This is a genomic window from Rathayibacter sp. Leaf185, from assembly GCF_001423885.1.
Lineage (GTDB): Bacteria > Actinomycetota > Actinomycetes > Actinomycetales > Microbacteriaceae > Rathayibacter.
The window spans coordinates 1-25314 of record NZ_LMPP01000001.1; the positions used below are offsets into that span (position 1 = coordinate 1).

Genomic DNA, 25314 nt, shown 5'->3' on the forward strand with positions numbered 1-25314 from the left:
TGTGATGTCTCAGGACTTCGGTGTGTGATGTCTCAGGACTTCGGTGACGGTTCTGTCTCGGGACTTCGGTGACGGTTTGTGTCTCAGGACTTCGGTGACGGTTCTCGGGTGTTCATGAAGCCGCGGGGTTTGCCGTTGCCGACGTAGCGGGTGCCTTTGGGGGGTCGGGGGAAGGTGTGGAGGTGGGTGCCGTCGGCGTCGAAGACGTCGATGGCGGCCAGATTCCAGGTGACGTGGACGGTCGTGTTCGCGTGGGTTTTGCCGATTCTGAGGTGGGTGCCGGCGGCTCCGATGGTGCCGTTCGCGGAGGCGGTCCGGGTTGCGGTCCCGGAGGTGTTCGCGAGTGGTTCGAGCAGGTCGCCGGCGGGCGCGGGGCGTGGTGGTTCGACGGGGTCGATCGCGTCCCAGGCTTGTTGCGGGGTGATGCGGCCGGGGAGGGCTTGGTGTCCGCGCCGAGTGTTGTAGTGGTCATCGAACGCGTCGACCTGGGTTTGCAGTTGCTCGAGGGTGTCCGCCAACGGCTGTTTGTCGAGCCAGCGGAACAGGGTCTGGTGGAAGCGTTCGTTCTTTCCCTGCGTGGTCGGTTTCCCGGGTTTGCCGGTGATGGCTTCCACTCCGAGCGCAGTGACGTAGTCGACGAGTTGGCCGCGGAACCCGCGTCGGGTGGGGTTCAACGCGGCGCCGTTGTCGGAGAGGAGCTTCTGGGGAACTCCACGGACGGCGATCCCTTTGCGCACCACGGCCAGAGCGCCCTCCGCGGTCTCCCCGGACGCGACGTGAGAGGCGACGGCGACGCGGGAGTGGTCATCGATGAGCTGGAAGATCACGCACGTCCTCCCGCCGGTGAGCGTGTATTGGGTGGCGTCGAGCTGCCAGAGACAGTTCGGCGCCGGATACACGAATCGCCGATACGCCGATCGGGGCTTCTTCCTCGGCTCCGGCACCACCACGCCCGCCAGCCGGAACGCTCGCGCGAGAGTGGCTCGTGAGGGCGCTGCGAGCCCTAGCTGCAGCATCCGGTCGTGAACGCTGATCGGACCGTGATCCAACCCTGACTGCTCCAGCGACGCCCGCACCTGCAACGCCTGCACGAGCGCGGCTTCACCGGTCTTGGTGGGCGATGTCCTCGGGCGACGCGACCGCGGGGCGAGGACCTGAATCGGGCCCTCATCCCGCGCTCGCGCCCGGATCGCGTAGAACGACTTCCGGCTGATGCCGTACTCCAAGCAGAACGCCGTCACAGCTCCCCGCGGAGCGTCCTCGGGCCACTGCGCAATCGCAAGACGGACGGACGAAGAGATCGGGACGACACCAGCCATCCCACGATCACGACCGAGAGAACCGTCACCACCAAATCCACCGAACCGTCACCGATGTCCTGAGACAGAACTGTCACCGATGTCCCGAGACTTCACAAATCCCACGATCACGACCGAGAGAACCGTCACCACCAAATCCACCGAACCGTCACCGATGTCCTGAGACAGAACTGTCACCGATGTCCCGAGACTTCACACCGGACGGCTTCGACGGTCCGGGGTTCCCTCACTGCCGACAGGAGCCGACCGAGGCCGCGGCGCACCTCAGTAGTGGGGCGGCACGTCCTGGCGGAGGCGGGCGTCGTTCGGGCCGGTGTCCGGGCGGGCCGGCGGTGCCTCCGGATCGGGGATCGGGGCGTCGTGCGGCGACGGGTCGGTCCCGGGCTTGGCCGGCAGAGTCGCCCGCCGACCGCCGCGCGACCGCCGGAGCGGCCGATCGGAGCCGGCGGGCGAGAGTCCCTCCGCCACGGTCAGTCGCGCACCAGCGGCGGGATCGGGTGCGTCTCGTTCGGGCCGGCCCCGGCCGGGACCGCGATCGGACCCGTGGCGCCGTCGTCCGTCGGTGCGCCGATCAGGCCGGCGACACGGGCGGCGACCGCCTCGGGGTCGGCGAACAGCTCGAAGTTGTGCACTCGCAGGTAGTGCCAGCCGAGGCGGCGCAGCAGCTCGGGACGCAGTCGCAGCGACACCCGCAGGCTCTGCGTGCTGACGTCGCGGTCGGTCTCGACGACGACCGCGCGGGTGCCGTGCGCCGCGACCAGCGCGAGCTTGCCCTTGTGCCCGATGTTGACGCGGAGACCGCGGCGCTCGAGGCGGGCGGCGAGGTCGACGAGCATCGGCTCGGAGTAGTCGTCGCGATCACTCGGCTGGACGCGGTCCTCCGCCTCCTGAAGCACCTGCGCGAGAGCGACCATGCCGTAGCGCATGCGCGACTCGTCGATGTCGCCCGGGCGGAAGCACGAGACGATGTCCATCGAACGCCGGGCACGCGTCATCCCGACGGCGAGCAGGCGCTCTCCCCCGGGCTCGGCGAGGGCGCCGAAGTTCGACAGCAGGCGCCCGTGGGGCGTGCGTCCGTACCCGATCGAGAAGATCACCCGGTCGCGGCTCTGCGCGACCGACTGCTCGAGCGTGACCACGGCGAACGGCTCCGGCCTGTCGCCGAGGATGAAGTCGTTGAGATCCGCGCGCTTGGCGAATGCCGTGAGCACCGCCTGCTGCACGCGCACCGCGTGGCGCGGGCTCGCGGTGATGACCATGAGCGACTCCCGCGGCCGAATGACCGCGTGCTCGAGGACCAGCTCGACGACCTTCGCGACCTCGGCATCGACCGACTCGACGGCTCCGGAGTCGTTCTCGGGCATCCCGTGACCGCTGGCGATGTAGTGGAAGCGCAGGGAGTCGTGGCCGAGGAACGAGCCCGCCCACGGCAGCGAGTCGATGCGCCCGCCGTAGAAGCGGCGGTTCACCAGCTCGGCGAGGTCCTCGCCGCCCGCGCGGTAGCTGCGGGTCAGGGTGACGGTGTTGAGCAGCTCGCCGAGACGGGCCAGCGCGGACTGCGCGTGCAGCGCCTCCACATCGGTGCGCGACGCGGCGTTGCCGAACTCGACCGCCTCGTCGACCCGCAGGCCGAACGGAGTCGGGGTCTGCGTCACAGGGTCGCCGAAAGCGACGACCTGCTTCGCCCGGCGGATCGCTCCGACGTTCTCGGCGAGGGTCGTGGCTCCGGCATCGACGAGGAACACCGCGTCGAAGGTGGTCTCGGTGCCGATCCTGTGCACCTCGTAGGTCGAGGCGAGCCAGGCCGGGGCGAGCACGCGCGAGAGGTGCGGCGCCGCCTTCTGCAGCTCCTGGGGCGTCGTCGCCGACTCGGTGCGGAGGAGCGCCTTCAGCGCGTCGCGCTCCTGCGGCCAGTCGACGAGACCGATCTTCCAGGTCTCTGACAGCTTCCAGGCCAGCAGCTCGGAGCTCGACGCGGCGTGCGCCTCGTCGACGAGCTTGAAGTCGGCCTCGAGGCGGTCGAGCACGCCGGTGTTGCCGCCGAGGAGCGCCCGCTCGTCGGTCAGCATGATCTCGAGCGCCGAGCGCCACCAGGCGAGGTCGAGCTCGATCGCGACCAGCTCGGCGGGCACGTGGCGGCGCGAGAGGTCGGTCAGCAGCGGGTCGAGACCCCACTCGCGCAGAGTCGAGAGCAGAGTCGTGCGCTCCTGGAGGTTCGCCAGCACCTCGCTGTCCTCCGCGAGACCCGAGACCATCGAGATCAGCTCGGCCAGGGGCAGGGAGGCGAGCTGGTTCGTGCCGCCGAGGCGCCCCAGAGGCTCGTCGAGACGGCCGAGCTGCTCGGAGACGTGCTGGAACGCGACCTGCACGTCGGCGACGCCGACCGGCACCTCCGGTACGGTTCCGGCGACCGCATAGCGCTGCCAGAGGGTGCGCTGCTGCTGCACTCGGCGCAGCGCCGCGTTGAGGTCGGTGACATGGGCGCCGGGCCGCATGTACTCGCGGGCGAGCTTCTTGAGGCGGCGTCGGTTCGTCGACGACATCTCGGCAGCGTCGCGGCGCGGGGACGTCGCGACGATCAGATCCTGGATCGAGCGGTCGAAGACGGCGGGCTGGAACTTGTCGAGAGTGTCGCGGACGTCCTGCAGGAGACGCAGGTAGATGCCCAGCTCGGCGACGGACTCGAAGGGCCGCATGCGGGTCTGGCCGATGACGTCCTGAGCGCGGTCGAGCAGACGCGGCAGATCGCGCAGGTGCAGGCGCTTCGCGAGCTCGTGCGCGGCCTCGGCGTCGGTGGTGGACTCGAACTGCGCGCCGTACCAGGGCGAGTCGCCCGGGCCGTAGCGGAACTCGCCGAGGCGCGCCGACTCGATCAGCATGCGCGTGGCCTCGGGACGGCTGTGCGCGAGCGCGGTGACGGCGCGGCGGTCGAGGCGGGCGGTGGTCGACGGAGGCGTGCGCAGCTGCGAGAGGCGCGCCAGCTCCTCGAGGGCCTGCAGTGCCGACACTCCGAAGCTGCCGTCGCGGCGCGAGAGCGCGCCACGGTAGTCGAGCAGCACCTTGCGCAGGCGCAGCAGGGCGTCGTCGATCTCGCTGACGGAGGGCCGCGCGGCCTTCTCGTTGCGACCGATCGACTGGATGAGGTCGCGGCGCAGCGTGCGGGGGCTGACGGCGATGCCGCCGAGGCCCGCCGAGAGCAGGCGCTGGTGGATGCTGTCGAGGCTCGAGCGGCGGGCGCTCACGACGAGGACGCGCTTGTGCTGCGCGGCCAGGGCACCGATCGCGTTGACGATCGTCTGCGTGCCGCCGGTGCCCGGGAGGGTCTTCACGACGAGCGAGTTGCCGGCCGCGATGTTCGCGATGACCTGCTCCTGCTCGGCGTCCGCGTCGAGGAGCAGGTTGTCGGTCGCCGGAGGGCGCTCGTCCTGCGGGATGATCGACGCCACCTTCTGCGACTGCTGCAGGGCGCGCTTGGCGGCCGGGTTGCCGGCGACCGCGTCGAGGACGGGGTGCTCGAGCATCCGGGCGTCGCGCAGCATGTCGCCCGCGACGTCGGCGAAGCTCGACACGACGAGGCGGGGATGCACGGCGAACCAGGGCAGGTGCGAGGTCAGCCCGCGCAGCTGGTCGATGACCGGCTGGGGCTTGAAGACGCCGTTCTGCACGGCCAGCTCGACGAACTGCTCGGGATCGATGGTGATCCCGAACTGCTGCTTGAGGGCGCGAGCCAGCTGCGGGTTGAAGAACGGCTGGCCCTTGAGCTTGAGCTCGAAGTCGCGGCCGTAGCGGCGGATCGCGAGCGGACGCAGCAGGACCGGGGCGGTGAACTCCGTCTCGCCGGCGCGCCACTGGGCCAGGCCGATCGCGAGGTGGACGCCCTCGATGCCGCGCACCGAGCGCAGCTCGATTCCCTTGTCGGTGATCGCCGCGGCGGCGTTCTTCGCGGTCCGCAGAGCCAGCTCGTCGCGGATCAGCGACGACAGAAGGGTCGTCTTGCCGGAGATGAACGGGGGCAGCCCGCCCGGGTGCGTCGTCGAGAGCTCGATCCGCGTGCGCGGCGAGTCGACGAAGTGCAGAAGCGGGGAGGGGCCGCCCACCTTGGCGAGCTCCTCACGCCACGACTGCCAGACCGGGTCGGCGACATTGCCGCTCTGGTAGCCGGCCTCACCGCTGGTCACCTGACCGGGGGCGGTGGCGTTCGGGGGGAGCTGGAGGGCGGACGCCTCCCGCGGGTCACCGGGTTCGGGTGAGGTCGCCACCGGTCCGGCTCCTGGGAAATCGTCGACACGTTGCACACGGACACCCTAAACCGGGTACATCCGAAAGGCCGTAGCGACGCGGAGGGGCGTCGATCCCGTCTCGGCGACCCGCGCCTCAGAGCGTCCAGGCGCCGAGCGGCGGGGCGTTCTCGACGCGGCGCTCCCCGCCGACGAGGCGGATGCGGCTGCCCGCCCGGTCGTGCCCGCCGGCGCAGGCGACCGCGGTCATCACCAGTTCGGCGTGGTCGCGCGTGAGGTAGCCGAGGGCGCTGCGCAGGTCGACGGGGCGTCCCGTCGCGAGCGAGAGGGCGATGCGGGCGACCGCCTCCTCCGACAGATCGAGCACGCCCGCTTCTCGATCGAGGACGCCGAAGTCGACCATCGGCTGGCCGTCTGCGCGCGTCCCGAGAACCCAGGGGTGCTCGGGACGGAGGCAGCCCGCGCGGCTGAGGAGCTCCTCCGCGGTACCGACGGAGGGGCCCGCCAGGGGACGCGACCGGGCCGTCACGACTGCGCTCCCGAGCGCTCGGCCGAGCGGGCCGCGACGCGCAGGCCCACCGCGATCGCGCTGGCGACGAGGCACACGGCTCCGGCGATCAGGGGCGCGAGCCAGCCGAGGACGCTCACCTCGTCGACGTCGGGGCCGAAGTACTGCCAGTGCGCGATGGCGAAGACGAACAGCGAGAAGAAGCAGAGCGCGACACCGGTGAGCGCCGACACGAGATCGGCGGGACGGACGAGGTGCTCCGACTCGAGCATCGGCGCCGTGTCGGGAGCGACGGGGAGCGCGGGCGGAGCGAGTTCGAGCGCGCCGGTGGGCGAGGAGAGGGGCATGCGGATGATGCAAGCAGACCGAGGGCCACAGGGGCGTCCTCCGCTGGCATGATGGCGCGCAACTCCGGTATGGCCCTGCGGGCGCGACGCCCCTGCCGTCGCCGTCGGGATCGGCTACTCGCGGGGCCTGCGACCGAGCGGCGACTGGAAGCGCAGGAGGTAGCCGTCGGGATCGGTGACGAGGACCTGGCGGACCCCCGCCTCCTCCTCGCCCACGCCGTACCAGCGCGTCTCGGAAGGAGCGAACAGCTCGATCCCGGCACGCGTCAGGGCCGAGGCGACGGCGTCGGCGTCCGGCACGCGGATCTGGAGGTTGAGGCCGCGGCCGAGGGGTCGCTCGAGCGGGCCGGTGATCCAGTCGCGCGTGCGTCCGATCTGATCGAGCATCACGTGCGAGCCGCCCGAGACGAGGTACGCGAAGCCCTCCTCGGGGCGCGCGTAGCGGACGGTGAAGCCGCAGGGCCCGCACCAGAAAGCGAGACTGCGCTCGAGATCGCCGACCAGCAGCTCGGGGACGAGGTCGGGGTCGGAGTCGGGCACTGAGCCATGCTGGCAGGCTCGCGCCGGTGCGGTTCGAAGCTGCGCGCGTGGTCTGCAAAAGCTCGTGCGATCTGCAGGAGCTGGTGCGATCTGCAGGTGATCAGGGCCTTCACCCGGAATCGATGCGGCGGAGAGCGCTCTTCGAGCTGCGGCTCCTGCAGACCGCACCGGCACCTGCAGACCGCACGCACGGCGCTCGCGTCAGTCCTTTTTGGTACGGCCGGGGAGGAGCAGGAGGCCCGAGACGCCGACGACGATCAGGAGGATCGCGACGACGGTCACGAAGGAGGCCAGCGCGAGCACCGGCATGATGATCGTCAGCACGCCCGCGATCACCGAGGCGATGCCCGCCGCGATCGGCAGCCACGCCGGTCCGGCGACGCTGCGGCCGCTCGTGATGCTCGAGACGCCGTCGAGGATCCAGCCCGCGCCGATCACCACGCCGAGCACGCTGAGCGACTCGAACGGGTTCGAGAGGCACAGGATGCCGGCGACGAGGATGAGCGCGCCGAGCAGGCCGGCGACCCAGCGCACCCGCGCCTCCAGCCGCGACGCGGTGAACGCGAGCAGGAGGCGGAACACGCCCGCCGCGATCAGGTGGATGCCGAAGACGATGGCGACGGTGAGGAGCGTCGGACCCGGGATGAGGACGGCGATCACGCCCAGCACGATGGCGATGAGGGAGACGCCGATGATCCAGCCGCGCTCGACGGCGGTGCGGGACATCGTGGGCGCGGGGGTGGTCTCGGACATGGAGTTCCTTCGCGTCGGAGGGGCGGGGTCGGGCACCTCGAACGTTAGGGCACCGGGGCGGCGCCCGGCACGGTCTTGCGCGCTCCGCGCTCGGAGCAGGACGGCGACGCCGCCCGGCAGACCGCCGTCAGTGCCGCCGACCGACCCGCGCCGCGCGGTGACGTCGCACGCTCCGGACGACCAGCAGCAGGAAGAGGACGCCGATCGCTCCGTAGATGATCGCGTCGAGCACCCCGGCGTACTGATCGACCAGCTCGTACTGGGTTCCGAGCGCGGCGCCGAGGCCGATCAGCAGGCCGTTCCAGACGCCGGACCCGAGGACCGTGAGGCCCGAGAACACGAGGAGGTTCATCCGCTCGGATCCCGCGGGCAGCGAGATGAGACTCCGCACGCCCGGGATCAGCCGGCCGAACAGCACCGCCCACGTGCCGTGGCGGCGGAACCAGCCGACGGCCTTCTCGAAGTCGTCGCGGTCGACCAGCGGGAGCTTGGAGAGCAGGCGGATCGAGCGCTCGGTGCCGATGCGGTAGCCGAGCCAGTAGAGGACCAGCCCGCCGAGGTAGGCGCCGAGGGTCGCGGTGATGATCACGAGGATCAGATTCATCCGCCCCTGCTGCGCAAGGAAGCCCGCCAGCGGCAGCACCAGCTCGCTCGGGATCGGCGGGAACACCGTCTCGATGAGGGTCAGCAGGCCGACACCGGCCTCGCCGAGTGCGGCGATGACTCGGGCGGCGACGCCGACGAGTCCGGAGAGCTCGTCGATGCTGTCGGAGGAGGAGGCGGTGGCCAGGGACGCCGGGGCGAGGGCGAGGGTCGCGATCGTCATGACTGAGAAGCTACTCAGTGTCACCCGCGAGCACCTGGGAATCCGGTCGCGGGGGTCAGGGCGAGCCGGTGAGGACGACCTCGTCGGAGCCCTGGACCCGCACCTCGACGGCGGCGATGTCGGCGAGCGCGAGGCCGGTCGCGAGGGTCGGGTGCACGGTGCTGCCGGGCGTGCTCGTCCAGGAGCCGACCGGCGAGGTCGCTCCAGACGTGTCGGTGACGTACATGACGTAGCCGACGCCGCCGGAGTACGGGCCGGCGTCGCCCTCGGGGGCGCCCCAGCTGCAGTCCATGTCGATCCGCGTGCCCCACTCCTCCGACACGAACTCCACGGTCGCCTCGACGGGGATTCCCGGTGCGCTTGCCAGCGAGACGACGGAGCCGGCGGTCTCGACGGACGGCAGCGACGAGCCGACGAGGAGCGGGAGGGCGAGGGCCGCCGCGGCCGAGACTCCGGCCGCCGCGACGACGAGCGCGGCGATCCTGAGCCGTGTGCGCCGGCGGACGGCGGCGGCGGTGGCGGCCAGCCGCTCGAGGAGCGCGGGCGGTGCGGACTCGACGCTGCGCTCCTCCGGGACCTCGAGCAGGCTCAGCGCCTCGTCGTGCGGGAGGTGTGCGAGCAGACCGGGGAGCGGCACGAACTCGGCGAGCCCGTCGCGGCAGCCCGGGCACGCGCGCAGGTGCAGCTCGTAGGCGCGGCGATCCGTCGCCGACAGTGCGCCGAGCAGGTAGGCGGCATCCCAGTCGCGGAACTCGTCGTCGTGCATCTCGTCGCTCACAGCTCGGTCACCCCCCGCTCCTGGAGGGCGAGCTTGAGCGCCCGCATGCCGTAGTGCATCCGCGACTTGACGGTGCCGGGGGCGATGCCCAGCAGCTCGGCGATCTCGCTGACGCTGCGCCCGCCGTAGTAGGCGTGCACGATGACGGCGCGGTGGTCGTAGCTGATGCCGCTCAGCGCGTCCGAGAGGAGCCAGGCGTCGAGCACCTGGTCGGTGCGGTCGCCGTGGGCGCGCTCGGGGACCTCGTCGGTGCCGAACTCGCGCGCGTGGCGGGCGCTCCGGCGGTCGTCGATGACGAGGTTGCGGGCGACGGTGTAGAGCCAGGAGCGGGCGGCGGCCTCGCCCTGCGCGAGGATCTCGGGGTGCTTCCAGGCACGCAGCAGCGCCTCCTGGACCACGTCCTCCGCCAGATGGCGATCGCCCGTGAGCCGGAGGACGAACCTCCACAGCGCCGCGGAGTGCTCGTCGTGCAGCGCACGCAGCATCTCGGCCTGATCTTCGGACATCTCCACCTCTTCCTTCTCCAACGTAACGGGGGCGCACTCGGTTCAGCTCTGGCGCGGCCGCGGCCGCCGGTTCGCGCCGGCGCCCGCACTCTGGTACTCCGGGTACGGTGACCTTCCCCGATGCCGCCGACGCCGCCCGCGTCCGCACCTTCCTCCGCGACAACCGCGGGCACATCCTCGACGACATCCGTCACCTGGTCATGATCGAGAGCCCCAGCGACTCGCTCGACGCGCTCGAGGAGCTGCACTCCTATCTCGTGCACTGGGTCGGCGAGCGCCTCGGCCACGCCGCCGAGGTCGAGCACCTGCGCGAGCAGGACGCCCCCCGCGCCACCAGCTGGACCTTCCCGGGCTCCGCGCCCGGTCGCGGTGCTCGCGGCTCCCGCCCGTTCCTCGCACTGCTCGGCCACTACGACACCGTCTGGCCGCTCGGCACCACCCGCTCGTGGCCCTTCGCCGTCGACGGCGACCGGCTGAGCGGGCCGGGCACCTACGACATGAAGGTCGGCCTCGTGCAGATGGTGTGGCTGGTCGCCGCTCTGCGGCACGCACGCCTCGGGCATCCCGCCGTGCGCCTCGTGATGAACGGCGACGAAGAGGTGGGCAGCCTCTCCTCCCGCGGGTTCCTCGAGCGGCAGAGCAGGGGGGCGGAGGCTGCGCTCGTGTTCGAGGGCGCCATCGGCGATGCGGTGAAGACGGCGCGCAAGGGGATCGGCAACTTCGTGGTCGACATCGTCGGTGTCGAGGCGCACGCGGGGGTGGAGCCCGAGAAGGGCGCGAGCGCGATCCACGAGCTGGGCGAGCTGATCCCCCGCATCCTCGGCATCGCCCGGCCCGACGCCGGCACGACCGTGAACATCGGACTCGTGGGCGGCGGGCACCGCGTCAATGTGACGACGGGCAGGGTGCGGCTCGAGCTCGAGGCGCGGATCCGCGGTACGGCGGAGGCGGCCCGGGTCGAGGCCGAGATGAACGCGCTCGAGGCGTCGGATCCGCGCATCCGGATCGAGGTGCGCGGCTCGTGGCAGCGCCCCGTGTTCGAGCGGACGGCCGCCGTCGCCGCGCTGTTCCGCCGCGCCGAGCGGATCGCGCGCACCATCGACGTCCCGCTCACCGAGACGGCGGTCGGCGGGGCGAGCGACGGCAACCTGATCGCGGCGCTCGGGATCCCGGTGCTCGACGGTCTCGGCGCTCCCGGCGAGGGCGCGCACGCTCGCGGCGAGTCGGTGAGCATCGAGGGCATCCTGGAGAGGATCACGCTCGCATCGCTCCTGGTGGCGAGCTTCGCGGCCGAGGCCGACTGAGAGGACACTCCGATGACCCTGTTCGAATCGCGCCCGGTGGGCGTCGTCATCGACGCCCCCGCCGACGAGGTCTACTCGTTCGTCGTCGATCCGGGCAATCTGCCGCTGTGGGCCGCGGGGCTCGCCTCCGCCTCGGTCGAGGAGGTGGACGGCCACTGGTTCGCCGACTCTCCGATGGGGCGGGTCGAGGTGCGGTTCGCTCCGCGCAACCCGTTCGGGGTGGCCGACCACGTGGTGACGCTGCCGGACGGCACGTCGGTCGACAACCCGCTCCGAATCCTCGTCAACGGCGACGGCGCGGAGGTCGCGTTCACGGTCCGCCGGCAGCCGGGGATGAGCCTCGAGCAGTGGGACGACGACTGCGCGCGCGTGGCCGAGGATCTCGAGACGCTGCGCGGGCTGCTCGAGCGCGAGGACTCCTCCACCGGCTCGTAGACGCACCCGATCACGGGCGCCGGAGGATCAGGCGCTCCGGCGGGGATAGATTCGATGCACCGTCGGCGTTCCGGCGCCACTCCGCGCGAGAACGAGGGATGCGATGACCTCTCCCGAACCGACCACCCGCCCCGCCGGCGGCATCGAGCTCAACGGGCTCGACACGATCCAGGAGTCGGAGCGGCACGGCCGTCCGCGTGACCTGTTCTGGCCCTGGTTCGCGTCCAACGTGTCGGTGCTCGGGCTGAGCTACGGCTCGTTCCTGCTGGACTTCGGCCTCTCGTTCGGGCAGGCGACCGCGGTGAGCGTCGTCGGGATCGTGCTCTCCTTCCTCTTCTGCGGCTTCGTGGCAGTGGCGGGCAAGCGCGGCTCGGCTCCGACGATGGTGCTCAGTCGCGCGGCCTTCGGCGTCGACGGCAACCGGCTGATCGCGGCGGTCTCGTGGCTGCTGACCGTGGGCTGGGAGACGGTGCTCGCCTCCCTCGCCGTGCTGGCGACGGCGACGGTGTTCGAGGAGTTCGGCTGGGACGGCGGAGTGCTGACCAAGGTCGTCGCGCTGATCGTCGTCGCCGCGCTGATCGTGATCGCGGGGATCGCCGGCTTCCGGCTGATCATGCGCCTCCAGCTGGCGATCACCATCGCCACCGCGGTGCTCACCGTGGTCTACGTCGCTCTCGTGCTCGACCGCATCGACCTGGCGGCGGTGGCGAGCCTCCCCGCGGGGTCGGCCGCGGCCGTGATCGGCGGGCTGGTGTTCATGATGACCGGCTTCGGCCTGGGCTGGGTGAACGCGGCGGCCGACTACTCGCGCTACCTCCCGCGCACGGCGGGCACCGCCGGGGTCGTCGGGTGGACGACGGTCGGGGGTGCGGTCGCCCCGGTCGTTCTCGTCGTCGTCGGCCTGCTGCTCGCGGCCTCGTCCTCGGACCTCTCGGGGGCGATCGCCGCAGATCCGATCGGGGCGCTCGCGAGCATCCTGCCCGCCTGGTTCCTGCTGCCGTTCATCGTCGTGGCGCTCCTCGGGCTGATCGGCGGGGCCGTGATGGACATCTACTCCTCCGGTCTCGCGCTGCTGAGCACCGGACTCAAGGTCTCCCGCCCGGTCGCCGCCGGGATCGACGGGGTGCTGATGATCCTCGGTGCGATCTACGTGGTGTTCATCGCGGGCGACTTCCTCGGCCCGTTCCAGGGCTTCCTGATCACGCTCGGCGTGCCGATCGCGGGCTGGCTCGGTGTGTTCCTGGCCGACCTGATCCTCCGCCGTCGCGACTACGACCAGGAGGCGCTCTACGACTCCCGCGGGCGCTACGGCAGCGTCTCGATCGCACCGGTCCTGCTGGTCGTCGTCGGCTCGGTGATCGGCTGGGGGCTCGTCGTCAACTACTCCCCCGGCTTCGAGTGGGAGGGCTACCTCCTCGGCCCGATCGGCGGGCGCGACGGCGAGTGGGCGGGTGCGAACCTCGGGGTGCTGGTGGCCCTCGTGATCGGCTTCGTCGGCACCCTCGTGTTCTCGCGGTCGGCCGTGCGCCGGCAGGAGTCGCGCGGATGACGACGCTGGTCGCGATCGATCTGCAGCACGTCTTCGCCGATCCGGAGTCGCCGTGGGGCTCGGGAGAGTTCGCGCGCGCGGCGGAGGGCACTCGGCGCCTGATCCCGGCGTTCGGCGAGCGCGTGGTGACCACGCGGTTCGTGGCGCCGGCGGAGCCTGCGGGTGCGTGGATCCCCTACTACCGCGACTGGCCGTTCGCCCTCGTGCCCGACGGCGATCGCCTCTACGAACTGGTCGACGGCGTCGAGGGGCACCGGACGCTGACGGCGACGACGTTCGGCAAGTGGGGGCCCGAGCTCGAGGCGATGCTCGACGGGGCGCGCGAGATGGTGCTGACCGGCGTCTCGACCGACTGCTGCGTGCTGTCGACGGCGCTCGCCGCGGCGGACGCGGGAGTGCACGTGCGGGTCGTCGTGGACGCCTGCGCCGGCGCCTCCGAGACCGACCACCGCAGGGCCCTCGACGCGATGGCGCTGTACGCGCCGCTGATCACGCTCACGACGGTCGACGAGGTGCTGGCGAGCCTGCAGACCGCTCAGCGCTGACGTCGAGGCGCGGACGCGGCATGATGGCGGGATGTCCTCCGCGAACGACCGCGACAGCGCGGCACCCCGAGTCCTCGTCATCGGCGAAGCGCTGATCGACATCGTCGAGCGCGACGGCGCGAGCAGCGAGCACGTCGGCGGGTCGCCCGCCAACGTCGCGCTCACGCTCTCGCGCCTCGGGCGCGAGGCGACGCTCGTCACCGACATCGCCGATGACGCCCGCGGTCGGCGCATCGCCGAGCACCTCGGCGCGTCGGGAGTCGAGGTGCTGCGCGGTGACTCCGAGCGCACCTCCACCGCCCGGGCGACGATCCGCGCGGACGGCTCCGCCGAGTACGACTTCGACCTCTCGTGGAACCCGCCCGCCGCGGACCCGACGACGGCCGCCCACGTGCACACCGGCTCCATCGCGATCTACCTCGAGCCCGGCGGCTCCGCCGTCCTCGAGCTGCTCGAGGCACTGCCCGCCGGAGTGACCGCGAGCGTCGACGCGAACATCCGCCCCGCGCTGGTCGGCGCGCACAACGACGCCCTCGCGCGCTTCGAGCGCGTGGCCTCCGCCTGCGAGATCGTGAAGCTCAGCGACGAGGACGCCGAATGGCTGTACCCGACGATGCAGCTCGACGAGGTGCTGACCCGGCTGCTCTCGCTCGGTGCGCAGCTGGCCGTGGTCACTCGCGGCGGCGACGGGCTGCTGCTCGCCTCCGCCGTCGCGCGCGCGACCGTGCCGGCAGCCGAGATCGTCGTCGCCGACACCATCGGCGCGGGCGACTCGGCGATGGGCGCCATCCTCGACGAGGCGTTCCGCCAGGGGCTGGGAGCCCCGAACGGGATGCTGCTCGACGAGCCGTCGCTCCGGGCGATCGGGCACTGGGCGGCGCGGGTGGCGGGGATCACGACGTCGCGCTCCGGTGCGAACCCGCCGACGCGCGCCGAGCTCTGAGGCAGTCCCCGCAGAGCCATTGCTCATCGGCGGAGGGCAGGTCGATACTGAGCCCGTCAGCGCGACCCTCCAGCGGAAAGGCACCCCCATGTCGACGAGCCTCAGCCCCTACATCAGCTTCCGCGGTACCGCCCGCGAGGCGATGGAGTACTACCGGTCGGTCTTCGGAGGCGAGCTCCAGTCGAGTACCTTCGCCGATTTCCCGATGGGCGGTGATCCCGCCGACGACGACCTGATCATGCACGCGCAGCTCACCACGCCGAAGGGCCTGATCCTGATGGGCTCCGACACGCCGTCCTCGATGGACTACGACGACGGCGCCCGCGTCACGATCGCGGTCTTCGGCGACGACGCCGAGGAGGCGGGCGGCTACTTCGACGCGCTGGCCGACGGCGGCTCCGTCACGATGCCCCTCTCCGACTCCCCCTGGGGCGACCGGTTCGGGATGCTCGTCGACCGCTACGGCGTCGGCTGGATGATCAACATCTCCGGCCCGTCCGCCTGAGGCGTCCCGATCCGCGCCTGAGCGGGCGCAGAATGGAGGGGCCGCCTCTTCGGACGGGCGGCTCCTCCTCCCGCGAAACGAAGGCTGCAGATGACGATCACGCTCGGGTACAAGGCATCAGCGGAGCAGTTCGGGGCGCGTGAGCTCGTCGAGCTCGCGGTCGCCGCCGAGCGCCACGGCTTCGAGAGCGCCGTCGTCTCCGACCACTTCCAGCCGTGGCGGCACACCGGCGGCCACGCTCCGTTCTCGCTCGCGTGGCTCGCGGCCGCCGGGGAGCGGACGTCGACCATCCGCCTCGGCACCTCGGTGATGACTCCGCACTACCGCTACAACCCGGCCGTCATCGCGCAGGCCTTCGGCACGCTCGGCGTGCTCTACCCCGACCGCATCATGCTCGGCGTCGGTACGGGCGAGGCGCTGAACGAGGTCGCGACCGGCTACCAGGGTGCCGGCGAGCAGACCTGGCCCGACTTCAAGGAGCGCTTCGCGCGGCTCCGCGAGGCCGTGCGCCTGATGCGCGCCCTCTGGGCCGGCGACCGCGTCACGTTCGACGGCGAGTACTACTCGACCCACGAGGCCTCCATCTACGACAAGCCCGAGGACGGCGTTCCCGTCTACATCGCCGCGGGCGGCCCGGTCGTCGCGAAGTACGCGGGCCGCGCAGGTGACGGCTTCATCTGCACCTCGGGCAAGGGCATGGAGCTCTACACCGAGAAGCTGCTCCCCGCTGTCGAGGAGGGGCTCGCGGCAGGTGGTCGCGACTCCGCTGCGATCGACCGGATGATCGAGATCAAGCTGTCGTACGACACCGACCCGGCCCTCGCCCTCGAGAACACGCGGTTCTGGGCGCCGCTGTCGCTGACCCCCGAGCAGAAGCACTCGCTGACCGACCCGGTCGACATGGAGCGCGCCGCCGACGAGCTGCCGATCGAGCAGGTCGCCAAGCGATGGATCGTCGGCTCCGACCCCGACGAGACGGTCGCGCAGATCAAGCCCTACGTCGACGCGGGCTTCACCCACCTGGTGTTCCACGCTCCCGGGGACGACCAGCAGCGCTTCTTCGACGCCTTCGAGCGCGATCTGGCACCGCGGCTGCGCGCGCTCTGATCCGCCCGTCGTCCTCCCCCGCCGACTCCGCGTCGGCCGACCCCTCCGGAAGAGCCGCATGACCGCCCCCACGGCCGCCGTCCTCGCCCGCCTCGCCGACGGCGAGCCGATCACCCGTGCCACCGCTGAGATCCTGCTCTCGGCGCGCGGCGACGATCTCGACGCGCTCCTGGACGCGGCGGGGCGCCTGCGCGACGAGGGGCTCGCCCGCCGCGGCCGCGCCGGCGTCATCACCTACTCGCGCAAGGTCTTCGTGCCGCTGACGAAGCTCTGCCGCGACCGCTGCCACTACTGCGTGTTCGTCGAGACGCCCGGTGGCCTCGCGGCCAAGCGCGAGTCGACGTTCATGGAGCCGGAGGAGATCCTCGAGGTCGCGCGCGCCGGTGCCGCCCTCGGCTGCAAGGAGGCGCTGTTCACCCTCGGCGACCGCCCGGAGGACCGCTGGCCGGTCGCCCGCGCCTGGCTCGCCGAGCACGGCTACTCCTCGACGCTCGAGTACGTGCGCGCGATGGCGGTGCTGGTGATGAGCGAGACCGGGATGGTCACGCACCTGAACCCGGGCGTGATGTCGTGGGCCGAACTGCAGCGCCTCCGCCCGGTCGCGCCGTCGATGGGCATGATGCTCGAGACGACGGCCGGGCGCCTGTGGTCCGAGAAGGGCGGCGTGCACTACGGGTCGCCCGACAAGGATCCGGCGCTGCGCCTCCGCGTGCTCGACGATGCCGGCCGCAGCCGCATCCCGTTCACCACCGGGGTGCTGCTGGGCATCGGCGAGAACGACGCCGAGCGCGCCGACGCGCTGTTCGCGATCCGCGAGTCGCACGAGCGCTGGGGCCACGTGCAGGAGTGCATCGTGCAGAACTTCCGCGCGAAGCCGCGCACGGCGATGCAGAACGAGGTCGACCTCGAGCTGCAGGAGTACGTCGCCAACGTCGCGGTCGCCCGGCTGGTCGTCGGCGCCGACGTGACGATCCAGGCGCCGCCGAACCTCACCGACGAGCAGGAGCTGGGGCTCCTCATCCGTGCCGGGATCGACGACTGGGGCGGAGTCAGCCCGCTGACCGCCGACCACGTGAACCCCGAGCGCCCGTGGCCCAACATCGACGACCTCGCACGCCTGACCGCGGCCGCCGGCTACACGCTCCACGAGCGCCTGACCGCGCACCCGCAGTACCTCCGCGAGGCGGCGACCTGGATCGATCCGCGCGTCCAGCCCTACGTGCTCTCGCTCGCCGACCGGGAGTCGTGGCTCGCCGACGAGGCGGCCGCGGTGCTGCCCCGCCCGTACCACGAGACGCTCGACGCGCCCGCGCGCCCGACGGCTCCGACGCTCTCGGCGGTCCTCGAGCGCGCCGCCGCCGACCCGGCCGGGCTCGACGACTCCGACTACCTGGCGCTGCTGGCCGCCGACGGCGACGATCTGGAGGCCCTCGCGGCACTCGCGGACGATGTGCGCCGCGAGGCGGTCGGCGACGCGATCAGCGTGGTCGCCAACCGCAACGTCGACACGTCGCTGTGGGGTGGGGGCTTGAGCGTCGACGGGCTGGAGGCCCTCGCCGACGAGGCCGTGGCCCTCGGCGCGACCGAGCTCTGCCTCCAGGGCGCCCTGCCCGCGGAGCACTCGGGCGACGACCTGCTCGTCATCGCCCGCACGCTGAAGGCGCGGCAGCCCTCGTTGCACCTGCACGCGTTCCGCCCCGCCGAGATCCTCGACGCCGCCGCGCGGACCGGTCGGACCCTGCCCGGGATGCTCGAGGCGCTGCGCGACGCCGGAGTCGACTCGGTCCCCGGCACCGCCGCGCGGATCCTCGACGACGACGTCCGCCGGATCCTGAGCGAGGGCACGGATCCGACGGTCGCCGCCTGGCGGGAGTCGGTGACGGCCGCCCACCGCGCGGGGCTCCGCTCGACCGCGACGATGGTCTACGGCCACGTCGAGACTCCGGAGCAGCAGATCGCGCATCTGCGACTGCTCGCCGGGATCCAGGACGAGACGGCCGGCTTCACCGAGTTCATCGCCATGCCCTTCGTGCCGGCAGAGGCACCTCCCACGGTCGTGGCCGTCACCCGCGGCGGGCCGACCCTGCGCGAGACGCGGGCGGTGCACGCGGTGGCGCGTCTCCTCCTGCACGGCCGCATCGCCCACGTGCAGACCGCGTGGACGAAGCTCGGGCTGCACGCCTCGCAGGTGCTGCTGCGCGGCGGCGCCGACGACATCGGCGGGCTGCTGCTTGACGGGTCGGCCCCGGAGCTGGGCGCCGAGGCGCACCGCTCGCTCGACACGGCCACCGTCGCGCGGCTCGCCGGCGAGATCGGGCGGACATGGCGCCAGCGGACGACCGACTACGGGATCGTTCCCGCCGAGCGGGCGCTGCGTCCCGTCGTACGGCCGCTGCTCCCGGTGCGCGAGTCGCGGATCCGCCGCGTGTCATGACGCGGCGCGCCGAGTTCCTCGCGCGCCAGGCCGCGATCGTCCACGACGAGTCGATCGACGTCGGCGGGCGTGCGATGCGCCTCTTGACCGCCGGGGAGCCCTCGGCGGATGTCGTCCTGCTGGTCACGGGGCCGGGCAGAGGGGTGCAGGCCGACACGGCGCTGCTGCTGCCGATGCTCGCGCGGCGGCGGAGGGTCGCCGCGCTCGACCTGGAGGGGCTCGACGATCCCGTGGGCGCCGTGAGCGCCGCGCTCGATCACCTCGGTGCCCGCGAGGCGATCGTCGTGGGTCACTCCCTCGGCGCCGCGGTCGCGATCGCCGCGGCCGACGTCGATCCGCGCCTCCGGGCCCTGGCCCTCGTCGCCGGCTGGCTGCGGCCGACCGAGCGACTCGTGACCCTCGCCCGGCTCTGGCAGACCCTGCCCGCCGAGGCACGGGGCGACCTCGCCCGCCTGATCGCCGTCCGCTCGCTCACCGAGCTCGGACCCGGCAGGCCGTGGCCGCTCGCCGTCGACTCCGAGCTGCTCGTCGCGGCCGCCTCCGCCGACTCGAGTGCCGCCGCCGCACGCCTGCGCATCCCGGTGCTCGTGGTCGGCTGCAGCGCCGACGCCGTGGTCGGCGTCGAGGGCGCGGAGGCACTGCTCGGCGCGATCGACGACGCCCGGTACGCCGTCGTCGACTCGGGCCACGCGGTGCTCGCCGAGCGGCCTGCCGAACTGCTCGCCCTGCTCGAGCACTTCCTCGCCGACCCCCAGCGCGATCCGGCAGGCTCGGTCCTGCCGCGGATGACGGTCTGATGGACGTCGACGTCCTGATCGTCGGCGCCGGATTCGCGGGGATCGGCGCGGCGACCCGCCTCGCGCGCCGCGGCGGCGCCTCCTTCGCGGTGCTCGAGCGCGCCGATCGCGTCGGCGGGACCTGGCGCGACAACGACTACCCGAACGTGTCGTGCGACATCCCCTCGCACCTGTACTCGTACTCGTTCGCGCCGGAGCCGGACTGGTCGGCGTTCTACGCGCCGGGCGCCGAGATCCAGAGCTACCTCGAGCGGGTGGTGGAGCGGGAGCGGATCGCTCCGCACCTGCAGCTCGGCACCGAGGTGCTCGAGATGGCGTTCGACGAGCCGCCGGGGCGCTGGCGCGTGCGCACCTCGCGCGGCGACTGGTCGGCCGCGGTGCTCGTCGTGTGCGCGGGGCGACTGTCGGAGCCGCGGCTCCCGGCGACCCCGGGGCTCGAGGCGTTCGCGGGGCCGGTGTTCCACTCCGCTCGGTGGCGGCACGACGTCGATCTCGAGGGCGCGCGGGTCGGGATCGTCGGCTCGGGCGCCTCCGCGGTGCAGATCGTGCCGCACCTCGCCGAGCGGGCGGCGTCGGTCGTGCTCTTCCAGCGCTCGGCGCCCTACGTGGTCCCGCGCCGCAACCGCGAGTACCCGCTGGAGGAGCGCCGGACCCTCGCCCGCGTGCCCGGTGCTCTCGAACGCCTCCGCGACGAGCTGTTCTGGCGGGCCGAGCTCGGCTTCGCGGGCCGTGTCGGCATGCCTGCTGCGATCGACCGGCTGCGCGCGGAGGCGCTAGGCCACCTCGCCGCCCAGGTCGCCGACCCGGATCTGCGCGCCGCGCTGACTCCCGACTACGAGATCGGCTGCAAGCGGGTGCTGCTGTCCGACGACTACTACCCCGCGCTGACGCAGCCGCACGTGGCGGTGGTGCCGAGCCCGCTGCGCCGGATCGAGGGGTCGTCGGCGATCGGCGACGACGGTCTCGCCCACGAGGTCGATGTGCTGGTCTTCGCGACCGGGTTCCACTCGACGCGGCCGCCCTTCGCCCGCCGGATCCGCGGCCGCGACGGCCTGCTGCTCGCCGACCGCTGGGCCGAGGGGATGTCGGCCTACGACTCGACGACGGTCCACGGCTTCCCGAACCTCTTCGTGATCAACGGACCCAACGCGAGCCTCGGCCACAACTCGGCGATCCACATGATCGAGACGCAGGTCGACTACCTTCTCGCGGCGCTCGATCACCGGGAGGCCGCCGGGATCGACGTGCTCGAGGTGACCGCCGAGGCCGAGGCCGCGTCGGTCGAGCGGGTGGACGCGCTGAGCGCCGACACCGTCTGGACGAACGGCGGCTGCGAGAGCTGGTACGTCGACGCAGCGAGCCGTCGCCTGACCCTGCTGTGGCCCGACTTCGCGTTCGCGTTCCGCGAGGAGCTCGGTCGCTTCGACCCGGCGGCGTACGCGTCGGCCTGAACGGGTGCGCTGTCTCGCTGCCGACTCCGGGCGCCTGCGGACCCGATCGACCCGTCGCGAACGGTCCGTGCGAGACGGCCACACGGTGATTCTCCGACGGATCGAGCCTTACCCCGCGACGAAGGCGAGGATCGCGGCGGCCAGCCGCTCGGGTGCCTCCAGAGCAACGTAGTGCCCGACGCCCTCGAGCTCGACGGCGGTCACAGGCCCCGACGCGACCTGCGCGAGCGTCCACGCCGTGAACGGGCCACCCGAGCCTCCGACCGCGAGAGCGGGAACGGAGAACGGGGTGCGGGCGCGGAGGTCCTCCCCCTCGGCGAGCATCGACCGGTAGAGCCCGACGGCGCCGTTCCAGCCGTTCTCCCGCGAGAATCCGCGGGCGAATTCATCGGTGTCGACATCGGTGATCGAGCCGGGCACGGCCGACATCGAGGGGAAGGCCCACGAGCCGAGCAGTTCTCGTTCGCGTCCGGTGAAGAGCAGACGCGCGATCCCCGGCGCCGCGAGCGCGCCGATGTGCCAGGATCCGCCGCGGGTGACGTCCGCGAAGCCCTCGAGGCCGAAGCCGGCGAGCCCCATCTCGGTCGCGATCACACTCCGCACGTCCTCGGGGTGGTCAGTGGCGAGCCGGTAGAGCGCGCCGCCGGCGATGTCCTGTCCGGCGAGGTGGACGGGACCGAGCGCCAAGGCCGTGATCAGAGCGTGCAGATCCTCCGCGGCATCGGCGCTCGTGAAGCCCTCCTCGGCGGTGGCGGAGTCGCCGAAGCCGCGGAGATCGACGGCGATGACGCGCAGATGCGGCGCGAGGAGCGGGATGAGCCGGTGGAACGCCCACCACGACTCGGGAAAACCGTGCACGAGCAGGAGGGGCGGCGCCTCCACGTCACCGGCGAAGACGCAGTGCAGCGTCGTCCCGTTGACGGCGATGAGGTGGTGCTCGGCACCGGGGAGAGTGGCGCCGCGCGGGGTGACGGACATGGAGACTCCTTCGAATGACAACCGGGTTGCCCAGTATGCGAGAGCGCAATCTGGTTGTCAATGCTGGCTCGCGCTACGGTGGGGTCATGCAGGGCGACTCCGGAGTGCAGCTCGCGCAACTGCTGATGATGTCGTTCGACGCGATGGTCGAGAGCGCTCGATCGGAGCTCGTGCGAGCCGGCCACCCGGACCTGACCGTCGGTGCGGAATTCGCGCTGCAGGCGATCGATGCCGGAGCGGACAGCGCCGCAGAGCTCGGACGGGCGCTCGATGTCAGCAGACAGGCGGCCGCGAAGACGATCACGTCGCTGGAGCGCGCCGGCTACGTCCGCCGAGCCGCCGATGACGCCGACGCGCGCCGGAAGCGCCTGACCGTGTCGGAGCGCGGACGCGAGGCGATCGCGGTCGGAGCCGCGGGCTTCGAAGCCGCCTACCAGCAGTGGCGCAGAGTCGTCGGGGACGAGCGCGCGGAGTCAGTGGTCGACGCGCTGCGGGTGCTCCACAGCCGGACCGACGGCTGACAGCGGCGTCCGCCGACACGCGCGATCATGGAGCCACCCGATCCCCGCACGACAGGACTCCGCATGCCGTCCGATTTCACCGCCCCGCCGGCGCCGCCCGCTCTCGACCACGACGTCGCGGCCGCCTTCCTCCGCAAGCGCTACGGGCTCAAGGGGCGCCTCCGCGACCTCGGGAGCAACCAGGACCGCAACCTGCTGGTCGAGACGGGCGAGCAGCGCTTCCTCCTGAAGGTCGCCAACCCGGCGACCCCGGCCGAGGTCGTCGCGGCCCAGACAGAGGCGGTCGCCGGCCTGGCCGAGCGCCTCGACGGCGTGCGGCTCCCCCGGGTCGTCGCCGATCGCAAGGGGCGCACCCACCGCGAGATCGACCTCGGCGGGATTCCCGCGATCGCCCGCGTCCTCGACTTCGTCCCCGGCCGCACCCTCTCGGGCTCGGGCTACCTCTCGCCCGCCGTCGTCCGCGCCATGGGCTCGCTCGCGGCACGCCTCGATCTCGCACTGGCGGGGCAGCCGGTGACGGGCCTCGAGAACGGCGGCCAGTGGGATCTGAGGAACGGCAGCGCGGTGGTCGACGCCCTCCTCCCGCAGGTGCCGCGTCGGGTGGCGCGGGCGATCCGCCACGCGGTGGCGCAGGCGCGCACGGTCGTGGAGCCGCTCGCCCCCGCCTTGCCGGTGCAGCTGATCCACGGCGATCTCACCGACGACAACGTCGTCGTGGGCGACGGCACCCTCCCCGACGGAGTGATCGACTTCGGCGATCTCGCGGCGGGCTGGGCTGTCGGCGAGCTGGCGATCACGATCTCGTCCCTCCTGCACCACGCCGACGCGTCGGCGCCCACGGTGCTCCGGGCAGCGGCCGCTTACAACGCCGAGCGCCCACTCTCGGAGACCGAGGTCGAGGCGCTCTGGCCGCTCATCACCCTGCGCGCGGCCGTCCTCGTCGTCAGCGCGTACGACGTGCTCGCGCAGGATCCGGGCAACGACTACGCGCGGGAGAACCTCGAGCACGAGCGCCTGATCCTCGAGCGCGCGACCGCCGCACCGCTCCCGGTGCTGCAGGCGCTGGTCCGCCGGGCTCTCGGCAGAGAGTCGCCGGCATCGGTCGTCACCAGCGCGATCCCCGTGCTCGACGTCGACCCCAGCGTCATCGACCTCTCACCCGAGAGCGCCCTCCTCGACAGCGGGCGCTGGCTCGAGGACGAGAGCACCCTCATCGCGGGAGCCGGTGTCCTCCGCTACGGCGAGCGCCGCTTGACGCGCGCCCGCCCTCACTCGGCGCACGAGCCCGCGACCACCGCCCTGGGCGTCGAGGTGCACCTCGCCGAGCCGGCGACCCTCCGCGCCCCGTTCGACACCGAGATCGTCGCGGGGGCTCCGGGCACGCTCACTCTGCTCGCCCCCGATGTCCGGCTGGTGCTCGAGGGAGTCGACGCCTCCGCGACCGGCACCGTCGCGGCCGGCGACCCGATCGGCACCGCCTCCGCGATCCTCCGCGCCCGGGCACTGCCTCGGGCGATCGAGGAGGCGCCCTTCTTCGCCGAGCCCTCGTGGGCCGACGCCTGGCTCGACGTCCTGATCGACCCGACCCCGCTCCTCCTGGGGCACACCCTGGAAGCCCCCTGCCCCGACCGCACCGTCCTCGAGCGCCGCGTCGCGCACCTCGCCGACGTGCAGGAGCACTACTTCGACGAGCCGCCCACTCTTCTCCGCGGCTGGCGCGAGCACCTGATCGACGACTCCGGCCGTGTGCACCTCGACGTGCTCAACAACGTCTCGTCGATCGGCCACGGCCACCCGCTGCTGGTCGAGCGTGTCGAACGGCAGTGGCGGCTTCTCAACACCAACTCGCGCTTCTCGTACCCGGCGATCGGCGAGTTCTCCGAGCGGCTCGCAGCACTGCTGCCCGAGGGGCTCGACTCCGTCTTCCTCGTCAATAGCGGCACGGAGGCGACCGACCTCGCCCTGCGCATCGCCCGCGCCTGGTCGGGCCGCGACGACGTCCTCGCGGTCCGGGAGGCGTACCACGGCTGGTCCGGACTCTCCGACGCCGTCTCCACCTCCGTCGCCGACAACCCCGACGCGCTCGCGACGCGGCCGCCGTGGGTGCACACCCTCGACGCACCCAACAGCTACCGCGGCACGCACCGCGGTACCGACGCGCACCGCTACGCGACGGAGGCGGCGGACCGCATCCACGCGCTCGCTGCGGCCGGCACTCCCGCGGGCGGCCTGATCGCCGAGACCTACTACGGCAACGCGGGCGGCATCGCGCTGCCCGACGGGTACCTCGCGGCGGTGTACCCCGCGGTCCGCGCGCACGGCGGGCTGTGCATCGCCGACGAGGTGCAGGTCGGCTACGGCCGGCTCGGCGAGTGGTTCTGGGGCTTCGAGCAGCAGGGCGTGGTCCCGGATGTGGTGGCCGTCGCCAAGGCGATGGGCAACGGGCATCCGCTCGGCGCTGTGATCACCACCCGCGAGATCGCCGAGCACTACCGCACGCAGGGCTACTTCTTCTCCTCCGCGGGAGGCAGCCCGGTCAGCTCGGTGGTCGGCCTCACGGTCCTCGACGTGATCGAGGGCGAGCAGCTGCAGCAGAACGCGGCCGTCGTCGGTGCGCACCTCCGGGCGCGACTCGAGGAGCTCGCCGAGCGGCACCCCCTGATCGGTGCGGTGCACGGTCACGGCCTCTACCTCGGCCTCGAGCTGGTGCGCGACCGCGAGACGCTCGAGCCGGCGACGGAGGAGACCCGTGCGATCTGCGAGCGCCTCCGCGAGCGCGGCGTGATCGTGCAGCCCACCTCCGACCGGCAGTGCGTGCTCAAGATCAAGCCGCCGCTCTGCTTCACCGCCGAGAGCGCCGACTTCTTCGCCGACCAGCTCGACGAGGTGCTGACCACGGGCTGGTGAGCGCACGCAGCCGCCCAGAGTAG

Annotated in this window: 22 protein-coding genes; 12 read left to right on the top strand and 10 right to left on the bottom strand. The window is 72.3% G+C overall.

Annotated elements, in window-relative coordinates:
- Positions 1–83 precede the first annotated feature (83 nt).
- The 9 genes from ASG06_RS00005 to ASG06_RS00050 all read right to left on the bottom strand — a co-directional run bounded on the left by ASG06_RS00005 (position 84) and on the right by ASG06_RS00050 (position 9815).
- Entirely contained in the window at positions 84–1319 is a 1236-nt protein-coding gene (locus ASG06_RS00005; protein ID WP_056036767.1) for an IS481 family transposase, read from the bottom strand.
- Positions 1320–1789: 470 nt separating this feature from the next.
- Positions 1790–5578, bottom strand: a complete 3789-nt coding sequence (locus ASG06_RS00015) for a DEAD/DEAH box helicase (protein WP_056036773.1) — start codon at positions 5576–5578, stop codon at positions 1790–1792.
- Positions 5579–5693: 115 nt separating this feature from the next.
- Positions 5694–6086 (bottom strand): hypothetical protein, encoded by a 393-nt coding sequence (locus ASG06_RS00020; protein ID WP_056036776.1) that lies wholly within the window; start codon positions 6084–6086, stop codon positions 5694–5696.
- Positions 6083–6412 carry a hypothetical protein gene (locus tag ASG06_RS00025; protein WP_056036778.1) on the bottom strand — a complete coding sequence of 110 codons (330 nt, stop codon included), beginning with the start codon at positions 6410–6412 and terminating at the stop codon, positions 6083–6085. Before ASG06_RS00025 ends, ASG06_RS00020 begins: the two co-directional genes overlap by 4 nt.
- A 114-nt stretch (positions 6413–6526) precedes the next feature.
- Positions 6527–6952, bottom strand: a complete 426-nt coding sequence (locus ASG06_RS00030) for a bleomycin resistance protein (protein ID WP_056036779.1) — start codon at positions 6950–6952, stop codon at positions 6527–6529.
- Between the two features lie 201 nt (positions 6953–7153).
- Positions 7154–7705 (bottom strand): HdeD family acid-resistance protein, encoded by a 552-nt coding sequence (locus ASG06_RS00035; protein WP_056036782.1) that lies wholly within the window; start codon positions 7703–7705, stop codon positions 7154–7156.
- 127 nt (positions 7706–7832) lie between these two features.
- On the bottom strand, positions 7833–8531 hold the full coding sequence (locus tag ASG06_RS00040) for a DedA family protein (RefSeq protein WP_056036786.1): 699 nt from the start codon (positions 8529–8531) through the stop codon (positions 7833–7835).
- Between the two features lie 55 nt (positions 8532–8586).
- Entirely contained in the window at positions 8587–9309 is a 723-nt protein-coding gene (locus tag ASG06_RS00045; RefSeq protein WP_056036789.1) for an anti-sigma factor family protein, read from the bottom strand.
- Entirely contained in the window at positions 9306–9815 is a 510-nt protein-coding gene (locus ASG06_RS00050) for a sigma-70 family RNA polymerase sigma factor (RefSeq protein ID WP_056036793.1), read from the bottom strand. The genes ASG06_RS00045 and ASG06_RS00050 overlap by 4 nt, the downstream gene beginning before the upstream one ends.
- A gap of 107 nt (positions 9816–9922) precedes the next feature.
- On the opposite strand from ASG06_RS00050, the gene ASG06_RS00055 reads away from it, so the two are divergent.
- The 10 genes from ASG06_RS00055 to ASG06_RS00100 all read left to right on the top strand — a co-directional run bounded on the left by ASG06_RS00055 (position 9923) and on the right by ASG06_RS00100 (position 20885).
- Complete coding sequence (locus ASG06_RS00055; protein ID WP_056036795.1) at positions 9923–11119, top strand: M20/M25/M40 family metallo-hydrolase; 1197 nt, start codon at positions 9923–9925, stop codon at positions 11117–11119.
- Positions 11120–11131: 12 nt separating this feature from the next.
- Positions 11132–11554, top strand: a complete 423-nt coding sequence (locus tag ASG06_RS00060) for a polyketide cyclase (protein ID WP_056036798.1) — start codon at positions 11132–11134, stop codon at positions 11552–11554.
- 103 nt (positions 11555–11657) lie between these two features.
- Complete coding sequence (locus tag ASG06_RS00065; protein WP_056036801.1) at positions 11658–13103, top strand: purine-cytosine permease family protein; 1446 nt, start codon at positions 11658–11660, stop codon at positions 13101–13103.
- On the top strand, positions 13100–13648 hold the full coding sequence (locus ASG06_RS00070; RefSeq protein ID WP_056036805.1) for a cysteine hydrolase family protein: 549 nt from the start codon (positions 13100–13102) through the stop codon (positions 13646–13648). The genes ASG06_RS00065 and ASG06_RS00070 overlap by 4 nt, the downstream gene beginning before the upstream one ends.
- Before the next feature lie 31 nt (positions 13649–13679).
- Positions 13680–14591, top strand: coding sequence for a carbohydrate kinase family protein (locus ASG06_RS00075; RefSeq protein WP_056036809.1), 912 nt, complete (start codon positions 13680–13682; stop codon positions 14589–14591).
- A gap of 88 nt (positions 14592–14679) precedes the next feature.
- Positions 14680–15096: a VOC family protein gene (locus ASG06_RS00080; RefSeq protein ID WP_056036812.1), complete on the top strand. Its 417-nt coding sequence runs from the start codon at positions 14680–14682 to the stop codon at positions 15094–15096.
- A 90-nt stretch (positions 15097–15186) separates the two neighbouring features.
- Positions 15187–16203 carry a glucose-6-phosphate dehydrogenase (coenzyme-F420) gene (fgd, locus tag ASG06_RS00085; protein WP_056036815.1) on the top strand — a complete coding sequence of 339 codons (1017 nt, stop codon included), beginning with the start codon at positions 15187–15189 and terminating at the stop codon, positions 16201–16203.
- 58 nt (positions 16204–16261) lie between these two features.
- The gene (gene cofG, locus ASG06_RS00090) at positions 16262–18637 is read left to right on the top strand and encodes a 7,8-didemethyl-8-hydroxy-5-deazariboflavin synthase CofG (protein ID WP_082498827.1); all 2376 of its coding nucleotides are present in this window, start codon (positions 16262–16264) and stop codon (positions 18635–18637) included.
- A complete protein-coding gene (locus ASG06_RS00095; RefSeq protein ID WP_056036818.1) occupies positions 18634–19434 on the top strand; it encodes an alpha/beta fold hydrolase in 801 nt (266 codons plus the stop codon). Before cofG ends, ASG06_RS00095 begins: the two co-directional genes overlap by 4 nt.
- Entirely contained in the window at positions 19434–20885 is a 1452-nt protein-coding gene (locus ASG06_RS00100; protein WP_056036820.1) for a flavin-containing monooxygenase, read from the top strand. Before ASG06_RS00095 ends, ASG06_RS00100 begins: the two co-directional genes overlap by 1 nt.
- Before the next feature lie 108 nt (positions 20886–20993).
- Here ASG06_RS00100 and ASG06_RS00105 read toward each other — a convergent pair whose 3' ends face one another.
- The gene (locus tag ASG06_RS00105; RefSeq protein WP_056036822.1) at positions 20994–21863 is read right to left on the bottom strand and encodes an alpha/beta fold hydrolase; all 870 of its coding nucleotides are present in this window, start codon (positions 21861–21863) and stop codon (positions 20994–20996) included.
- Between the two features lie 86 nt (positions 21864–21949).
- On the opposite strand from ASG06_RS00105, the gene ASG06_RS00110 reads away from it, so the two are divergent.
- Both ASG06_RS00110 and ASG06_RS00115 read left to right on the top strand, forming a co-directional pair.
- Entirely contained in the window at positions 21950–22384 is a 435-nt protein-coding gene (locus ASG06_RS00110; RefSeq protein ID WP_056036825.1) for a MarR family transcriptional regulator, read from the top strand.
- 63 nt (positions 22385–22447) lie between these two features.
- Positions 22448–25291 carry an aminotransferase gene (locus tag ASG06_RS00115; RefSeq protein WP_056036828.1) on the top strand — a complete coding sequence of 948 codons (2844 nt, stop codon included), beginning with the start codon at positions 22448–22450 and terminating at the stop codon, positions 25289–25291.
- Positions 25292–25314 lie beyond the last annotated feature (23 nt).